The sequence below is a fragment of the Cellulosimicrobium sp. NPDC055967 genome (assembly GCF_042269845.1).
GTDB lineage: Bacteria > Actinomycetota > Actinomycetes > Actinomycetales > Cellulomonadaceae > Cellulosimicrobium.
The window spans coordinates 101,971-116,065 of sequence record NZ_JBHJYJ010000006.1 but is presented as its reverse complement, the minus strand read 5'-3'; the positions used below and the strand labels follow the sequence as shown (position 1 = coordinate 116,065).

Here is a 14,095-nt window from a genome sequence, read left to right as displayed (position 1 = left end):
CGCTACCTCGTCCCCGCCCGACGACGCCGCACCGGCACCGCGAGCAGCACGTACACGAGCAGGGTGATCCCTGCCGCCGTCATCCAGCCCGACCGGTGGTCGGCCGCGTGGAACACCTCGAGCCGCCCGTCCGCGGCTCCCAGGGCGAACGCCTGGAGCCCGCCGGTGGTCGACGGGTCGACGGCCTGCAGGGGCCGGCCGTCGAGCGTCGCCCGCCACCCGGACGAGGCGTCCTCCGCGAGCACGACCACGCGGTCCTCGGCCCCCGCCGGCACGGCCGCGTCGACCGGTCGCAGCGCCTGGCGGTCCGCGTCGAGCGGCTGCGACCCCGCGGACGACTCGACCCGCGCGTAGGCGGGATCGAGGCCGTCGGGCGCCACGCGCCACACCAGCCCCGACTGCCCCTCCGTCATGCGCTCGAGGCCGGGCACCGTGTCGAGCCGCGCCACGAGCTCCGCGCGCGCCTGGTCCGGCTCCGCCGACGCCGGCAGGAGCACCGCGCCCACGCCGAGGCGCCCGAGGCCGTCGCTCACCTCGGCCGACGTGCCGGAGACGAGGTCGGCGACCACCCGGGGCAGCTCGCCCTCGGTCGCGCCGGGGTCCGCGGCCTGCCACGCCTCGACGACGACCGAGGAGTCGACGGCCTGCGGGCCGTCCGAGCGCAGGGCCGCGTACTCGACCACGCCGCCCGGACCGATCTCGAGGCTGAGCACCCGGGCCTGGCGCGGGGAGGACTGCATCTGGCGGCCCACCGGCGGGACGACGGGCTGGGTCGTCGCGCGGACGTCGCCGACCCGCGCGTCGTCCCGGTCGAGCACGCCCGCCGTCCACGACGCCGCGGTGCCCAGCGGGAGCAGCGCGACGACGAGGCCGAGCGCGACAATGGCACCGGACCGCCAGGGCGGGGCGCCGCCGTCGGGCAGTCGGGGCGCACCCACGAGCGCGGCACCGAGGAGCGCGAGGAGCGCGAGCGAGGTGCCCGCGCCGGGCCAGCCCGTCACGGGGGCGCCCGGCGACGCACCCGCCCCGACGACGGTCGAGCCGGCGAGGATCGCCGTCGCGAGGCCGATCGCCGCGACGAACCACGCGCCGACGGCGAGGCGGCGCCCGCGGAGCACGGCCACGGCGGCGAGCGCCACGACGACCGCCCCGGCGGCGAACGGCGCCCACCGCGCGAGCAGGTCGACGGCGCCCGAGCCGTCGAGCCCGAACCACGCGCCCGGCGACACCGGCAGACCGAGGAGCAGCTGCCACGGCGGCGCCGCCGCGGCCGCGACGGGCGCACCGGGGTCGGCGAGCAGGAGGCGCCACCCGCCGTCGCCCGCGGTCCTCGCCACGTGCACGAGGAACGGTGCGAACAGCACGAGGGCCGGGACGGGCACGAGGGCCAGGTAGCGACGGTGGGCGGGCACCCCGACCGCGACCACCGCGAGCACGAGCACGCCGACCGGGAGGAGGACGGGCGACCCGGCGACGACGACGGCGAAGAGCAGGCCCGCGGTCGCCGCCGCGGCGAGCGACCCCGGCTCGCGCCGCGGGACCGGACGCGCGGCGCCGGGCGCGGCCGGCGCGACCGCGTCGACGCGCTGGAGCCCGAGCGCGCGGACCACCGCGAGCGCGAGCCACGGCAGGGTGGCGTGCACGAGCACGGCGCCCACCCGGCCCGCGCCCACGGCGGCGAGCAGGGCCGGCGCGGCGACCCACACGAGCGTGGCCCAGGCGCGCGCCGGGACCGAGCGGACCAGGGCGCCCGCGGCGAACCACGCGCCCAGACCCGCGGCGACGAAGCATGCCGGCACGAGCAGGTTGACGGCGGTCTGGGTCGCGCCGCCGGCGAGCAGCGAGGCGGGGACGAGCGCCGTGACGTAGGGGTCGGCCGGCGCTGGCGCGCCGAGCCCGGTCGTGACCCACCCGGTCGTGGCGGCGCGCCAGACGTCGCCGAGCGTGCCCGTCGCCGGGAGCAGCGAGCCGCCGACGAGGCGGCCGCCGGCGAGCAGCGCCCCCGCGAGCGGGCCGAACACGAGGGCGGTGTACGCGACGAGGGCCAGGGCCGTCGCCGCGAGGCCCGCCCGTCGCCGCAGGGCGAGCGCGCGCAGCTCGCGCCGCTCGATGTCGGTCGGGGCCGACGCGGTGCGCCGCTGCTCCGCCCGGGCCAGACGGCGGTCGCGCCGCTCGGCGAGGACCTCGCGCCACGTGCCGCGCAGCGGGCGCAGGGCGCGACGCGGGAGCCTGCGGGTGCGCCGGGCCGCGCGCCGCGCGCGCCACACGGGCCCGATCCGGGCGAGCGCCCACAGCGGGGCGAGCAGCTCGTCCCGGGCGTGGCCGGGCTGCTTGACGAGCAGCCGGTACGCGGCGTGGAACGGGGCGCCGAGGACCATCGCCAGCGCGACGAACGGCAGCCACGGTGCCGCGACCCCGACGAGTCGCGCGTGCAGCTGCGACCGGCGCCGCGCGGCGGAGGACGAGCCGGGGTCCGGCGCGGGGAGCGTGGTCGCCCCGCGCCGCCGGTCCCGCAGCCCGAGGAGCGACGCCTGCGCGTGCCGCACCACCGCGGACGGCACGACGATGACGCGGTGCCCGGCGAGCCGCGCCCGGCGGCACAGGTCGAGCCCGTCGCCGAACGGCCCGTACTCGGGGTCGGTCCCGCCGAGCTCGAGCCACACCGTGCGGCGCACGAGCGCGCCCGCGAGCCCGACGGCGAGCACGTCGTCGCGCGCGTCGTGCTGGCCCTGGTCGATCTCGTCGTCGTCGATCCCCGTCATGCGACGCCCCAGGGGCGTCGTCGTGACACCGACCTCGACGAGGCGGCTCGCCGTGCCCGGCTCGAACGGCGGGGCGGGCTCGGTCCCCGTGCCGATCGTCCACCGCTCCTGCTTGGGTCCCGCCACGGCGACCGCGGTCGAGTGCTCGACCGCGCGCAGGAGCTCGGCGAGCGCGTCGGGAGCGGGCGCCGAGTCGTCGTGGAGCAGCCAGAGCCACGTGCCCGGTTCGACGTGCGCGAGCGCGGCGTCGACCGCGTCCCCGAACGAGCGGGCGCGCGGGGCCGCGACGAACCGCGCGTCCCCCAGCTGGAGGCCCTGGTGCTCGCGTGTCGCGTCACCCGCCGCGGCGTCCACGACGACGACGGCGTGCGGGCTCGTCGTCTGGGCGCGCAGCGCGGCCATCGTCGCGGCGAGGAACGGCGTGCTCCCGCGCGTGACGACCACGGCCGTGACGGTCGTGACGACGGGCAGCGCCCCGGTGACGGCGGCGACGATCTCGGGTGCCGCGACGACGCCCGGCACGGCGGCAGCGCGCGCGGCCGCCCCCGGCGTGACGTCGCCGGGGCGGGCGCTGCGCGCGGACGTGGTGAGGTCGGAGGAAGTCATGTCCCGTCGATCATGCGACGGACACGGCTCCGGGCGCGGCATTTGCGCGCCCCGGTGTGGCGGGGTGTCGTGACCCCGTCACGAGGTGGTCCGGTGCGACGCGTGCGCCGACCCGGACCGCGGCGACGCTCGTCAGACGACGCGGCGCTTGAGCTTGCGGCGCTCCCGCTCCGAGAGACCGCCCCAGATGCCGAACCGCTCGTCGTTCTCGAGCGCGTACTCGAGGCACTCGGCCCGGACCTCGCAGCCCGTGCAGACCTTCTTGGCCTCGCGCGTGGACCCGCCCTTCTCCGGGAAGAAGGCCTCCGGGTCCGTCTGGGCGCAGAGCGCCCGCTCCTGCCATCCCATGAGCGAGTCGTCGACCGGCTCGCCGAAGAGCGGCAGCACCGGTGCCACGCGCTCCACCTCTCGTTCAGCGTCGGAGGGGAATGCCCCTCCCGTCCCGTCCAGCATGTTCCACATCGTGCGCCCCTTCATGCCGTTCGCCGGGCCTCGTGGCGAGAACCCCGCCGGAAACTGCATTGAAGAAATTACACGCGTGTCGTCCGCGGGCGTCAAGCCGAAATGTGATAGCGACGAGGAGGCGAGGGGTGAAATTCCGACATGTCGGGACGCGATATCAGCGCTCTAGGGTGGTGTCCATGGTGACCGCTCCCCATCCCCCGACCCCGCGCGACGACCGCCCCACGCACGTCGCTGACCTGCTGCGTCTCCTCACGCGAGACCCCGGACGACCGCGGCTCACGTGGTACGGCGACGACGGCGAGCGCGTCGAGCTCTCCGGTGCGGTGCTCGAGAACTGGGTCAACAAGACGACCAACCTTCTCGTCGAAGAATTCGACGCCGGCCCCGGCACGCGGGTCGTTCTCGACCTTCCCGTGCATTGGCGCACGGTCGTCTGGGCGCTCGCCGCATGGCGCGTCGGGACGACGGTCGTGCTCACGCCCGCCGACGACGACGCTACGCTGGGTGACGGCACCACGCGACCGGACGTCGTCGTGACGACGCGCCCCGACCGCTGGGCCGGGACGCGCGCCGAGCTCGTCGCCGTCGCGCTGCCGGCGCTCGCCCGCCGGTTCGACGGGGACCTCCCGGCAGGGGCGATCGACGCCGCGTCCGCGGTCATGACCTACGGCGACCGCATCGGCTGGGCGCCCGCGGTCGAGCCCGGGCTGGAGGCGCTCTCCGCACCATCCTCGTCCCGGGACCACGCGCACCTGGTCGAGCGTGCCGTCGGCGGTCGGCAGCTCCTGTCCCCGACGCCCTCCGGGGACGGGGACCCTGCGGCTGCCTCGATCCTGCTCCGGGTGCTCGCGACCTGGGCCGGCGACGGGTCCGTCGTCCTCGTCTCTCCCGCCACCGCGACGGCTCTGGGCTCCGACCCCGAGCGGTTCCGTCGGCTCGTCGCCCAGGAGCAGGTGACGCCGGCCTGACCGCCCCGGCGGCGCCTCCCGGGAGGAGTCCGCCCGGCTATCGTGGGCGGACCCGAGGACAGGTGCGACCCCGAGCGAGGTGCCCGTGACCCAGCCCGACGACCGGCCGACCGCGGACACCGTGCCCAGCGGGCCGGACGACGCCACCGCACGCGCCGCGAGCACGGAGGACGCCGGGTACACGCGTCGCCTGCGCGAGCTCCAGGGCGCCCGGTGGAAGCGGATCCTGCACGTGCAGGCCCCGTACCGCTGGATCGTCCGGCACCACCTGGGGGCGCGCCGGACGCTCGACCTGGGGTGCGGCATCGGGCGCAACCTGCGCCACCTTGCCCCGGGCAGCGTCGGTGTGGACCACAACCCCGCGTCGGTCGCCTTCTGCCGCAGCCTCGGGATGGACGCCCTCACCCCCGAGGGCTTCCTGGACGCGAGCGTCGACGGGCGGCTCTCGCCCTTCGACGCCCTCCTCGTCTCGCACGTCCTCGAGCACCTCGAGCCGGGCAGCCAGGTCGAGATGCTGCGCCCGTACGTCGAGCGGCTCGCCGCAGGCGCCCGGGTGCTCGTGGTGTGCCCCCAGGAGCGCGGTTTCGCGTCAGACCCCACCCACACCGACTTCGTCGACGACCGGAGGATCGCGCAGGCGCTCGACCGGCTCGGTGTCGTCGTGGACGGGTCGCGCTCCTTCCCGTTCCCCCGTTGGACGGGCCGGTACTTCGTCTACAACGAGTTCGTCGTGCACGGGCACGTGCCCGGTTGAGCGGGCCGAGCCCGTCGTGATCGCGCGCATGGGAGGATGGCGCCCATGCGTGGAATCATCCTGGCCGGCGGCTCCGGCACGCGACTGCACCCGATCACGCTCGGTGTGAGCAAGCAGCTCGTGCCGGTCTACGACAAGCCGATGATCTACTACCCCCTGTCGACCCTGATCCTCGCGGGCATCCGCGACGTCCTGGTCATCACGACCCCGCACGACGCCGAGCAGTTCCGTCGGCTGCTGGGCGACGGCTCGCAGTTCGGCATCTCCATCTCGTACACCGTCCAGGCGGAGCCCAACGGGCTCGCGCAGGCGTTCGTCCTCGGCGCGGACTTCATCGGGTCGGACTCCGCGGCGCTCGTCCTGGGCGACAACATCTTCTACGGCCCGGGCCTCGGCACGCGCCTCTCGCGGTTCGAGGGCCTCGACGGCGGCGCGGTGTTCGCCTACCGGGTCTCCGACCCGACCGCGTACGGCGTCGTCGAGTTCGACGAGGACGGCAAGGCCCTCTCGCTCGAGGAGAAGCCGCAGCACCCGCGCTCGAGCTATGCGGTGCCCGGGCTGTACTTCTACGACAACGACGTCGTGGCGATCGCCCGGGACCTCGAGCCGTCGGCCCGGGGCGAGTACGAGATCACCGACGTCAACACGGAGTACCTCCGCCAGGGGCGGCTCCACGTCGAGGTACTGCCCCGCGGCACTGCGTGGCTCGACACCGGGACCTTCGACTCCCTCCTCGAGGCGTCGGACTTCGTCCGCACGATCGAGAACCGGCAAGGCCTGAAGGTCGGTTCGCCCGAGGAGGTCGCGTGGCGACGGGGCTTCCTCACGGACGACGAGCTCCGCTCCCGCGCCGAGAAGCTCGTGAAGTCCGGCTACGGGAGCTACCTGCTGGGCCTGCTCGCACCCTGACGACGCCCGGCGGGTGCGCCGACCGTCAGCCCGCGAGGACCTCGGCGGCCGCCGTCCGCCACCGCTCCTGCCAGTGGTCGATCACGGGGACCCCGGCCGCCGCCAGGGGCGCGTGGTCCAGCACCGAGTAGGCAGGACGCGGTGCCGGCCGCACGAACGCCTCGCTGGTCGTCGGCCGCACGCCCTCGGGGTCGTGGCCGGCGGCGACCGCGACCGCGCGCGCGAACTCGAACCAGGAGCACTCGCCGCTCGCCGTCGCGTGGTAGACGCCACCGGGGGCGCCGGTCACCACGAGGCGGTCGACGGTCTCGGCCACGTCCCGCGTCCAGGTGGGTTGGCCGACCTGGTCGGCGACGACGTCGACCCCGCCGCGCTCGCGCAGGAGCCGGGCGATGGTCCGGGGGAAGCAGGCACCGCGCGCACCGTAGAGCCACGCCGTGCGCACCACCAGGTTCTCCGGGGACGCCGCGCGCACCGCCCACTCGCCCGCGAGCTTCGACCGCCCGTACGCCGACACGGGCGAGGGCGCGTCGTCGACGCGGTAGGGCGTGTCGGCCGTCCCCGCGAACACGTAGTCGGTCGAGACGTGGACGAGCCGGCGCCCTCGGCGGGCGCACGCTCGCGCGAGGACGTCGGCGCCGAGGGCGTTCACGGCGAACGCGTCCGCCTCGTGCTGCTCCGCACCGTCCACGTCCGTCCACGCGGCGCAGTTGACCACGACGTCGACCTCGGCGACCGCGTCGGCCACGACCCGGGCGTCGAGCACGTCGAGCTCCCGGGACGAGGGAGCCCACACCCGCTCCCCCCGCTCGGTGAGCCTGCCGGCGAGGTCCGAGCCGAGCATGCCCGTCCCTCCCGTGACCAACCAGTGCACGAGCGACCTCCGATCCTGTGGGCGATGACCAGACGAGCGTAGTGGAGGCCCCCGTCTCGTAGGATGACCAACCATGACCCCTGAGATCGGCGGACCTTCCCGCGCCCGCCGGACGGCCACCTGGGTCGCGCTCCCCCTCCTCGCCCTGGTCGCCCTCCTCGCATGGGGCTTCGCCTCGCCGGTCGGCTCGAGCCCGGACGACGACTTCCACCTCCCGTCGATCTGGTGCGGGCTCGGCGAGCGGGACGGCCTGTGCGAGCAAGGGTCCGAAGAGCTCACGCGACTCGTCCCGGCAGCGGTCGCGGGCGAGCCCTGCTATGCCCGGGACGCCGCTCGCGACGCGTCCTGCTGGTCCGGCTCGACAGACCTCGTCGAGACGGACCGGGTCAACACGACGCACCTGTACCCCCCGGTCTTCTACGCGACGATGTCGGTCTTCGCCTCGGACCACGTCGAGACGTCCGTCCTGCTCATGCGGGGGTTCAACGCGCTCCTCTTCGTCGGGCTCGTCACCGGGGTGGCCGCTCTGGTCCCGCGGCGGCTGCGGCGCAGCGCCGTCCTGCCGTTCGCGGTCACGGCGGTCCCGCTCGGGGCGTTCGTCGTCCCGTCGACCAACCCCAGCTCGTGGGCGTACCTCGCGGCGGGCGTGACGTGGCTCGCGCTCTACGCGAGCACGCTCGTCGAGGGCCGCCGCCAGATCGGGCTCGCCCTGCTCGCCGTGCTCGCCGGGTTCCTCGGCGCCGGAGCGCGAGGTGATGCCGGGATCTACGCGTGCCTCGCCGTCGTGATCGTCGCGATCCTCTCCCTCCGCCGCGACCGCCGTCTCGTCGTCCCGGCCGTGGCGGGCGCCGTCATCGCGGCGGTCGGCGCGCTCTTCTACCTGAGCTCGACGCAGGGTGGCCAGGTGAGCGGCGGCTTCAGCGACGGACCCGGAGGGCCGCCGCTCGGCGTGTGGGACACCTTCCGCACCGTGCTCGAGGTCCCGGACCTGTGGATAGGAGCCGTCGGCGGGTGGGGCCTCGGCTGGTTCGACGTCCCCCTCCCGGCCCTCGTCCCCGTCCTCGTCTGGGCCGTCCTCTCTGCCGCCGTGTTCCTCGGCCTCGGAAAGGCCACGCCCCGGACCCTGGTCGCGGCGGTCGTCGCCCTCGGCGCGCTGTGGGGCATGCCGACGCTCCTGCACCAGCAGTCGGGAGTACTCCCCGGCTCGTTCGTCCAGCCTCGCTACCTCCTGCCCGTGCTCGTCCTGCTCGTAGGCGTCCTCACCGTGGCGACCGCGCGCGGCAAGGTCGAGTGGACCCGGGCACAAGGCGTCACCGGAGCGGTGGCGCTGACGCTCGCTGCGGCCGTCGCACTGTTCACCACGATCCGAAGGTTCACCGTCGGCATCGAGACGCCGGTGGCGAACCTCGACGGCGACCCCCGCTGGTGGTGGGACGTCCTCGCCCCGACCCCGCTGACCGTGCTCGTCACCGGATCGCTCGCCGCGCTCGGCGTCTTCCTCCTTGCCGAGCGGCTGGGCAGGGCCGTTCCCAGCGGCGGACGAGCGACGGACGACGAGCCCGAACCCCGACCGACGGAGAGATGACCGTGAAGATCCGAGAGCTCGACATCCCCGGTGCGTGGGAGCTCACGCCACGCCAGTTCGGCGACGACCGAGGCGTGTTCCTCGAGTGGTTCCAGGGCAGCGAGTTCGCTGCGACGGTCGGGCACGACCTCGACCTCCGGCAGGCGAACCTGTCGGTCTCCGCCGCCGGGGTCGTCCGGGGCGTGCACTTCGCCGACGTCCCGCCGAGCCAGGCCAAGTACGTGACCTGCGTGAGCGGCGCGGTGCTCGACGTCGTGGTGGACATCCGCGTCGGCTCGCCGACCTTCGGCCGCTGGGACTCGGTGCTGCTCGACGACGTCGACCGCCGCGCCGTCTACCTGAGCGAGGGCCTCGGGCACGCGTTCTGCTCGCTCGAGGACGGCTCGACCGTCGCCTACCTCTGCTCGGCACCGTACGCGCCGGGCAGAGAGCACGGGATCCATCCGTTGGACCCGGGCCTCGCGATCGAGTGGCCGACGACGGACCGCCGTGGCCGTGCGCTCAGCCCGCGGCTCTCGGACAAGGACTCCCAGGCCCCGACGTTCGACGAGGCGCACGCGCAGGGCCTGCTGCCCACCTGGGACGCCGTGCAGTCCTTCCTCGCCGACCGACGGGGCACGGGCGCCTGAGCACCCGGGCACCCGCCGACCGCGAGCTCCTGTCCTACTGCCCGGACGCGGCGTACGTCGCTTCGACGCCGGCCTTCGCCGGGCGCCACCACGACTCGTTCTCCCGGTACCAGTCGACCGTCGCGACGAGGCCGTCCCGGAAGTCGGTGTAGCGCGGCTCCCAGCCGAGCTCCTCGCGGAGCCGCGAGGCGTCGATCGCGTACCGCAGGTCGTGCCCGGGGCGGTCGGCCACGTGGTCGAAGTCGTCGGAGGGCCGCCCGAAGATCTCGAGCAGCGTCCGCACCACGTCGAGGTTGCTCGTCTCCCCGTCGGCACCGATCAGGTAGGTCTCCCCGATCCGGCCCGCGTCGATGATCCGCCACACGGCGCTGTTGTGGTCCTCGACGTGGATCCAGTCGCGCACGTTCAGCCCGGCACCGTACAGCCGCGGGCGCACCCCGTCGATGAGGTTGGTCACCTGGCGCGGGATGAACTTCTCCACGTGCTGGTACGGCCCGTAGTTGTTGGAGCAGTTGGAGAGCGTCGCCTCGACCCCGAAGGACCGGACCCACGCCCGCACGAGGAGGTCGCTCGCCGCCTTCGTGGAGGAGTACGGGCTCGAGGGGTTGTACGGGGTCGTCGGCGTGAACTTCGCCGGGTCGTCGAGCTCGAGGTCGCCGTACACCTCGTCCGTCGAGATGTGGTGGAAGCGCACCCCGTGCCGACGGACGGCCTCGAGCAGCGTGAAGGTCCCGACCACGTTGGTCCGCACGAAGGGCGACGGGTCGTTGAGCGAGTTGTCGTTGTGGGACTCGGCGGCGAAGTGCACGACCAGGTCGTGCTCGGCGACGAGCGGGTCCACCACGTCGGTGTCCGCGATGTCGCCCTGCACCAGGCGGACCCGGTCCGCCACAGGATCGAGCGACGAGCGGTCGCCCGCGTAGGTGAGCGCGTCCAGGACGGTGATCTGGACGTCCGGGCGCTCCCGGACGCTCTGGTGGACGAAGTTGGACCCGATGAAACCGGCTCCGCCGGTCACCAGCATCTTCATGTGCGCTGCTCCTGCCAAGTCGTCGTGCGGCCGACCGACCACTCTAGACGACCGGTCCCCCGGTCTCAGCCTCGCGTCCGTGACCGCAGCGCGAGGCCGATGTCGGCTCCCGTCGCGGCGATGCCCACCGGGAGCGGCACGAACGCGCGGTGGTCCAGCTCGGGCCACACGCGGGACCGGAACCGCAGGTCGAGCGCCTGACGAGAGGTGAACGGCGACGCCGCCAGCACCGCCTGGGGGCGTCGCTTGTAGATGCGGCGCATCTCGCCGAGCAGGGTCGCGATCGAGACCGACTGCTGCGACGCGAGGATCTTCACCACGGGGTCGCTCCCCGCAGGGAGTGCGGCGGCGCGGTCGAGCGTGTCGAGGACCATCGCCGCGCAGTCGTCGACGAAGAGGTAGTCGCGGAGCGTGTCCAGGGGGACGTAGATCCCGATCGGCCGGGCGGTGTGGTGGGCCAGGCAGAGCTGGGAGATGAGCCCCTGGGGCTTCGCGAGGTTCTGCCCCGGTCCGTAGATGTTCGCGATGCGGGCGAGCACCACGCGCGTGCCCGCCCCGCCGAGCGCTCGGAACGCCTCCTCCGCGTCGAGCTTGGCGCGCCCGTACGCCGCCAGCGGCCGCGGCGCGGTCTCCTCGGTGAAGGGTGGATCGTCGCTCCCGGAGTAGAGGCCGCCCGCCGACGAGGCGAAGAGGAGCGCGCCCCGTGCCGCGACGTCGGAAGGCAACGCCCGCAGCCGGGACACCACGTCGCGGATGACGTCGAGCTCGGCGCCGAGCGCGTCGGCAGTCGAGGCCGTGACCCCCGCACCCGCGGCCCAGACCACGGCCCACGGCCCGCCGCCCGCCGTCCGGAGCAGCTCGTCGATCGAGCGCCCGAGGTCGTCGACGGCGTCCTCGCGCACGCCCCACCGGACCCGCGCCCGGACGGACGACGTCCCGCGGCGGTCGAGCTCGCGCGTCACGGCCCGGCCGAGCAGGCCCCCCGCGCCCACGACCAGGGTCGTCGCGCCCCCCGCACGGTTCATCGATCGCGTGCGCGTCCGAGCGGGCCCTGCGCAGGGTCGCTCACGATGAGATAGAGCGGCCTGCCCATCGCCATGTTGACGGCCACCCCGATGTACTCGGCGACCACACCGATCGCGAACAGGATGAGACCGGTCGCCAGCAGCATCACGACGATGAGCGACGTCCAGCCGGCAGGGACGGACTCGCCTGCGATGCGGGCGATCGCGAGCGCGACCGCGACCACCACGCCCGCGACGCCGAAGACCGCACCGAGCACGCTCACGATCCGCAGGCCCCGGGTGCCGCTCGAGAGCACCATCCGCCAGAAGTGCGACAGGAGCCGACGCAGCGAGTACCCGGAACGGCGCTCCCCCTCGTCGCGGAGCGCGACGGGTGCCGTGGTGACGGTTCCCGCGACCCAGCCGAGCGCCACGTCGAGATAGACGCTGGGGCCCGCGTACGCGGCCACGGACCGACCGATCTCCCCGAGGACGAGCCGATAGCTCTGGTAGAGCGACGTGTCGGTACCTCCCGCGAGCGCCTCGATCACGCGCTTCGCCGCCTTGGACGTCACGTTGCGGAACGCGGAGTGCGGAGGCGCGTTGGTCGGCGCCGCGTAGACGACGGTCGCCCGCTGCGCGAGCGCCGCGTCCAGCAGCACGCCCATGTCCGCAGGGTCGTGCTGGCCGTCCTCGTCCAGCGTGACGATCCAGTCGCCGCCCGAGGAGGCCATCCCGGCGAGGGTCGCGGCATGCTGCCCGAAGTTGCGGCTCAGCCAGACGGGTCGGACGACGTCGTACTTCGCCGCGAGGTCGCGGATGACCGCCGCGGAACCGTCAGGACCGTGGTCGAAGACGAGCAGGACCTCGGTGACCTGGGCCTGCGCCCCCGCCGGTGTCGCGAACGGGACACAGAGCCTCTCGATCTCCTCGAGGAGTGCCGGGAGCGTGCGCTCACCCTGGTACACGGGAACGACGACGGAGATCTTGTGAAGGACGCCGTCGAGGTCTTCGTTCGTCACGCTGGAGACTATAGTCGTTGGGTTGTCGCAGCCCGTCCGCCCTCGGGTGCGCCCGCGAGCTCCGAGAAGAGGTACCCCGCCCGATGGTCATGGACCCGGAGCCCCCGACGACGGACGCCCCCGGATCGCCGACCCCGGCCCCTCCCGCAGGGATGCACGGGTCGCTCGGCCCCCTCTTCACCCTCGTCAAGGACCAGCGGGTCGCGTTCCTCATCGTGGGCGGCCTCAACACCGTCATCGGCACCGCGTGGTTCGTCGTCTTCGAGATGCTCCTGCGCGACCAGCTCGGCCGGTTCGGCTACATGGCGAGCCTCGTCTGCGCGCACGTCGCGGCCGTGCTCTGCGCGTTCGTGCTCTACCGCAAGTTCGTCTTTCGGGTGACGGGGCACGTCTGGCTCGACCTCGCCCGCTTCGAGGTGGTGAACCTCAGCGCGCTCGGGGTCAACCTCGTCGCCCTGCCGTTCGTCGTCGAGCTCTTCGGGCTCGCGCCGATCCCCGCCCAGCTCCTCATCACCTGCGTCACCGCGCTCATCAGCTACTTCGGCCACAAGGGCTTCTCGTTCCGACGCAAGAAACCGGCGGCCGCGCCCCCCGACGTCGCCGACACCGGTGCCGCCGACAGCCACAGCAGAAAGGACGCCCCCACGTGAGCCCTCGCGTCTCGGTCGTCGTGCCCGCGTACAACAACGGCGACTACATCGCCGCGACGATGCGCTCCGTGCTGGACCAGACCTTCGACGACTTCGAGCTCGTCGTGGCGGACCACTCGTCCACCGACGACACGTGGGAGCAGCTCCAGGCGTTCGCGGACGACCCCCGGGTGCGGCTCGTGCAGACGGACGCGGGCGGCGGAGCCCGGAGGAACTGGAACCGGGTGAGCGAGCTCGCCCGGGGTGAGCTCATCAAGCTCGTCTGCGGGGACGACCTCGTGCACCCCACCATGCTCGCCCGCCAGGTCGCGGCGATCGACGCGGCAGGTCCGGAGGCCGTGCTCGTGGCGTCGCAGCGAGACCTCGTCGACGCGCGCGGAGACGTCTTCGTCCGTGCACGGGGCCTGGGCGACCTCGACGGCGTCGTGGACGGCGCCGAGGCGCTGCGGGCCACCGTGCGCTCAGGCACGAACCTCTTCGGCGAGCCCGCCTGCGTGCTCATGCGCACCGACGCCCTGCGACGCGCGGGGTGGTGGCAGGACCTGCGGTACTACATCGACGCCGGCTCGTACGCCCACGTCATGGTCCAGGGACGGGTCGTCGCACTGCGCGAGTCCCTCGCGTCGTTCCGCGTCAGCGCGAGCCAGTGGTCCGTCCGCCTGATGCAGCAGCAGGCGGAGGAGGCGGCGGAGTTCCACCGCCTGGCGCGTGAGCTGGCGCCCGCCACGATCACCGAGCAGGACGTGCGCCGCGGTGACCGTCTGGCGAAGGTCGTCGCTCTGCAGCGCCGGGCGGCGTACGTCGTCCTCGGGCGCCGGATGCGCCCTCGAGACTGAC

At 74.1% G+C, this 14,095-nt stretch carries 13 protein-coding genes; 7 read left to right on the top strand and 6 right to left on the bottom strand.

All coding sequences use genetic code 11. The features are described from left to right. Nucleotides 1–2 precede the first annotated feature (2 nt). Both ACFC2L_RS10290 and ACFC2L_RS10285 read right to left on the bottom strand, forming a co-directional pair. Complete coding sequence (locus ACFC2L_RS10290; RefSeq protein ID WP_375824216.1) at nt 3–3,368, bottom strand: glycosyltransferase; 3,366 nt, start codon at nt 3,366–3,368, stop codon at nt 3–5. A gap of 132 nt (nt 3,369–3,500) precedes the next feature. After that, the gene (locus ACFC2L_RS10285) at nt 3,501–3,830 is read right to left on the bottom strand and encodes a WhiB family transcriptional regulator (protein WP_275892227.1); all 330 of its coding nucleotides are present in this window, start codon (nt 3,828–3,830) and stop codon (nt 3,501–3,503) included. Nucleotides 3,831–4,009: 179 nt separating this feature from the next. On the opposite strand from ACFC2L_RS10285, the gene ACFC2L_RS10280 reads away from it, so the two are divergent. The 3 genes from ACFC2L_RS10280 to rfbA all read left to right on the top strand — a co-directional run bounded on the left by ACFC2L_RS10280 (nt 4,010) and on the right by rfbA (nt 6,464). Then, the gene (locus tag ACFC2L_RS10280; RefSeq protein WP_375824215.1) at nt 4,010–4,801 is read left to right on the top strand and encodes a TIGR03089 family protein; all 792 of its coding nucleotides are present in this window, start codon (nt 4,010–4,012) and stop codon (nt 4,799–4,801) included. 85 nt (nt 4,802–4,886) lie between these two features. Beyond that, nucleotides 4,887–5,555, top strand: coding sequence for a class I SAM-dependent methyltransferase (locus tag ACFC2L_RS10275; protein WP_375824214.1), 669 nt, complete (start codon nt 4,887–4,889; stop codon nt 5,553–5,555). Nucleotides 5,556–5,600: 45 nt separating this feature from the next. Continuing rightward, on the top strand, nt 5,601–6,464 hold the full coding sequence (gene rfbA / locus ACFC2L_RS10270) for a glucose-1-phosphate thymidylyltransferase RfbA (protein WP_375824213.1): 864 nt from the start codon (nt 5,601–5,603) through the stop codon (nt 6,462–6,464). Nucleotides 6,465–6,489: 25 nt separating this feature from the next. Here the strand turns inward: rfbA and rfbD are convergent, their stop codons facing one another. Beyond that, entirely contained in the window at nt 6,490–7,338 is an 849-nt protein-coding gene (gene rfbD / locus ACFC2L_RS10265; RefSeq protein WP_375824212.1) for a dTDP-4-dehydrorhamnose reductase, read from the bottom strand. 73 nt (nt 7,339–7,411) lie between these two features. Here rfbD and ACFC2L_RS10260 point away from each other — a divergent pair, with 73 nt between their 5' ends. Next, nucleotides 7,412–8,923, top strand: a complete 1,512-nt coding sequence (locus ACFC2L_RS10260; RefSeq protein WP_375824211.1) for a DUF2142 domain-containing protein — start codon at nt 7,412–7,414, stop codon at nt 8,921–8,923. Between the two features lie 2 nt (nt 8,924–8,925). Further along, on the top strand, nt 8,926–9,552 hold the full coding sequence (locus ACFC2L_RS10255) for a dTDP-4-dehydrorhamnose 3,5-epimerase family protein (protein ID WP_375824210.1): 627 nt from the start codon (nt 8,926–8,928) through the stop codon (nt 9,550–9,552). A 34-nt stretch (nt 9,553–9,586) separates the two neighbouring features. Here ACFC2L_RS10255 and rfbB read toward each other — a convergent pair whose 3' ends face one another. From rfbB to ACFC2L_RS10240, 3 genes are all read right to left on the bottom strand, one after another. Next, nucleotides 9,587–10,582 (bottom strand): dTDP-glucose 4,6-dehydratase, encoded by a 996-nt coding sequence (gene rfbB, locus ACFC2L_RS10250; RefSeq protein ID WP_253053205.1) that lies wholly within the window; start codon nt 10,580–10,582, stop codon nt 9,587–9,589. A 65-nt stretch (nt 10,583–10,647) separates the two neighbouring features. After that, nucleotides 10,648–11,607 carry an NAD-dependent epimerase/dehydratase family protein gene (locus ACFC2L_RS10245; RefSeq protein ID WP_375824209.1) on the bottom strand — a complete coding sequence of 320 codons (960 nt, stop codon included), beginning with the start codon at nt 11,605–11,607 and terminating at the stop codon, nt 10,648–10,650. Next, a complete protein-coding gene (locus ACFC2L_RS10240) occupies nt 11,604–12,608 on the bottom strand; it encodes a glycosyltransferase (RefSeq protein WP_253053201.1) in 1,005 nt (334 codons plus the stop codon). Before ACFC2L_RS10240 ends, ACFC2L_RS10245 begins: the two co-directional genes overlap by 4 nt. 89 nt (nt 12,609–12,697) lie before the next feature. On the opposite strand from ACFC2L_RS10240, the gene ACFC2L_RS10235 reads away from it, so the two are divergent. Then, a complete protein-coding gene (locus ACFC2L_RS10235; RefSeq protein ID WP_375824208.1) occupies nt 12,698–13,258 on the top strand; it encodes a GtrA family protein in 561 nt (186 codons plus the stop codon). Then, complete coding sequence (locus tag ACFC2L_RS10230; RefSeq protein WP_375824207.1) at nt 13,255–14,094, top strand: glycosyltransferase family 2 protein; 840 nt, start codon at nt 13,255–13,257, stop codon at nt 14,092–14,094. Before ACFC2L_RS10235 ends, ACFC2L_RS10230 begins: the two co-directional genes overlap by 4 nt. The last annotated feature ends 1 nt before the right edge of the window (nt 14,095 follow it).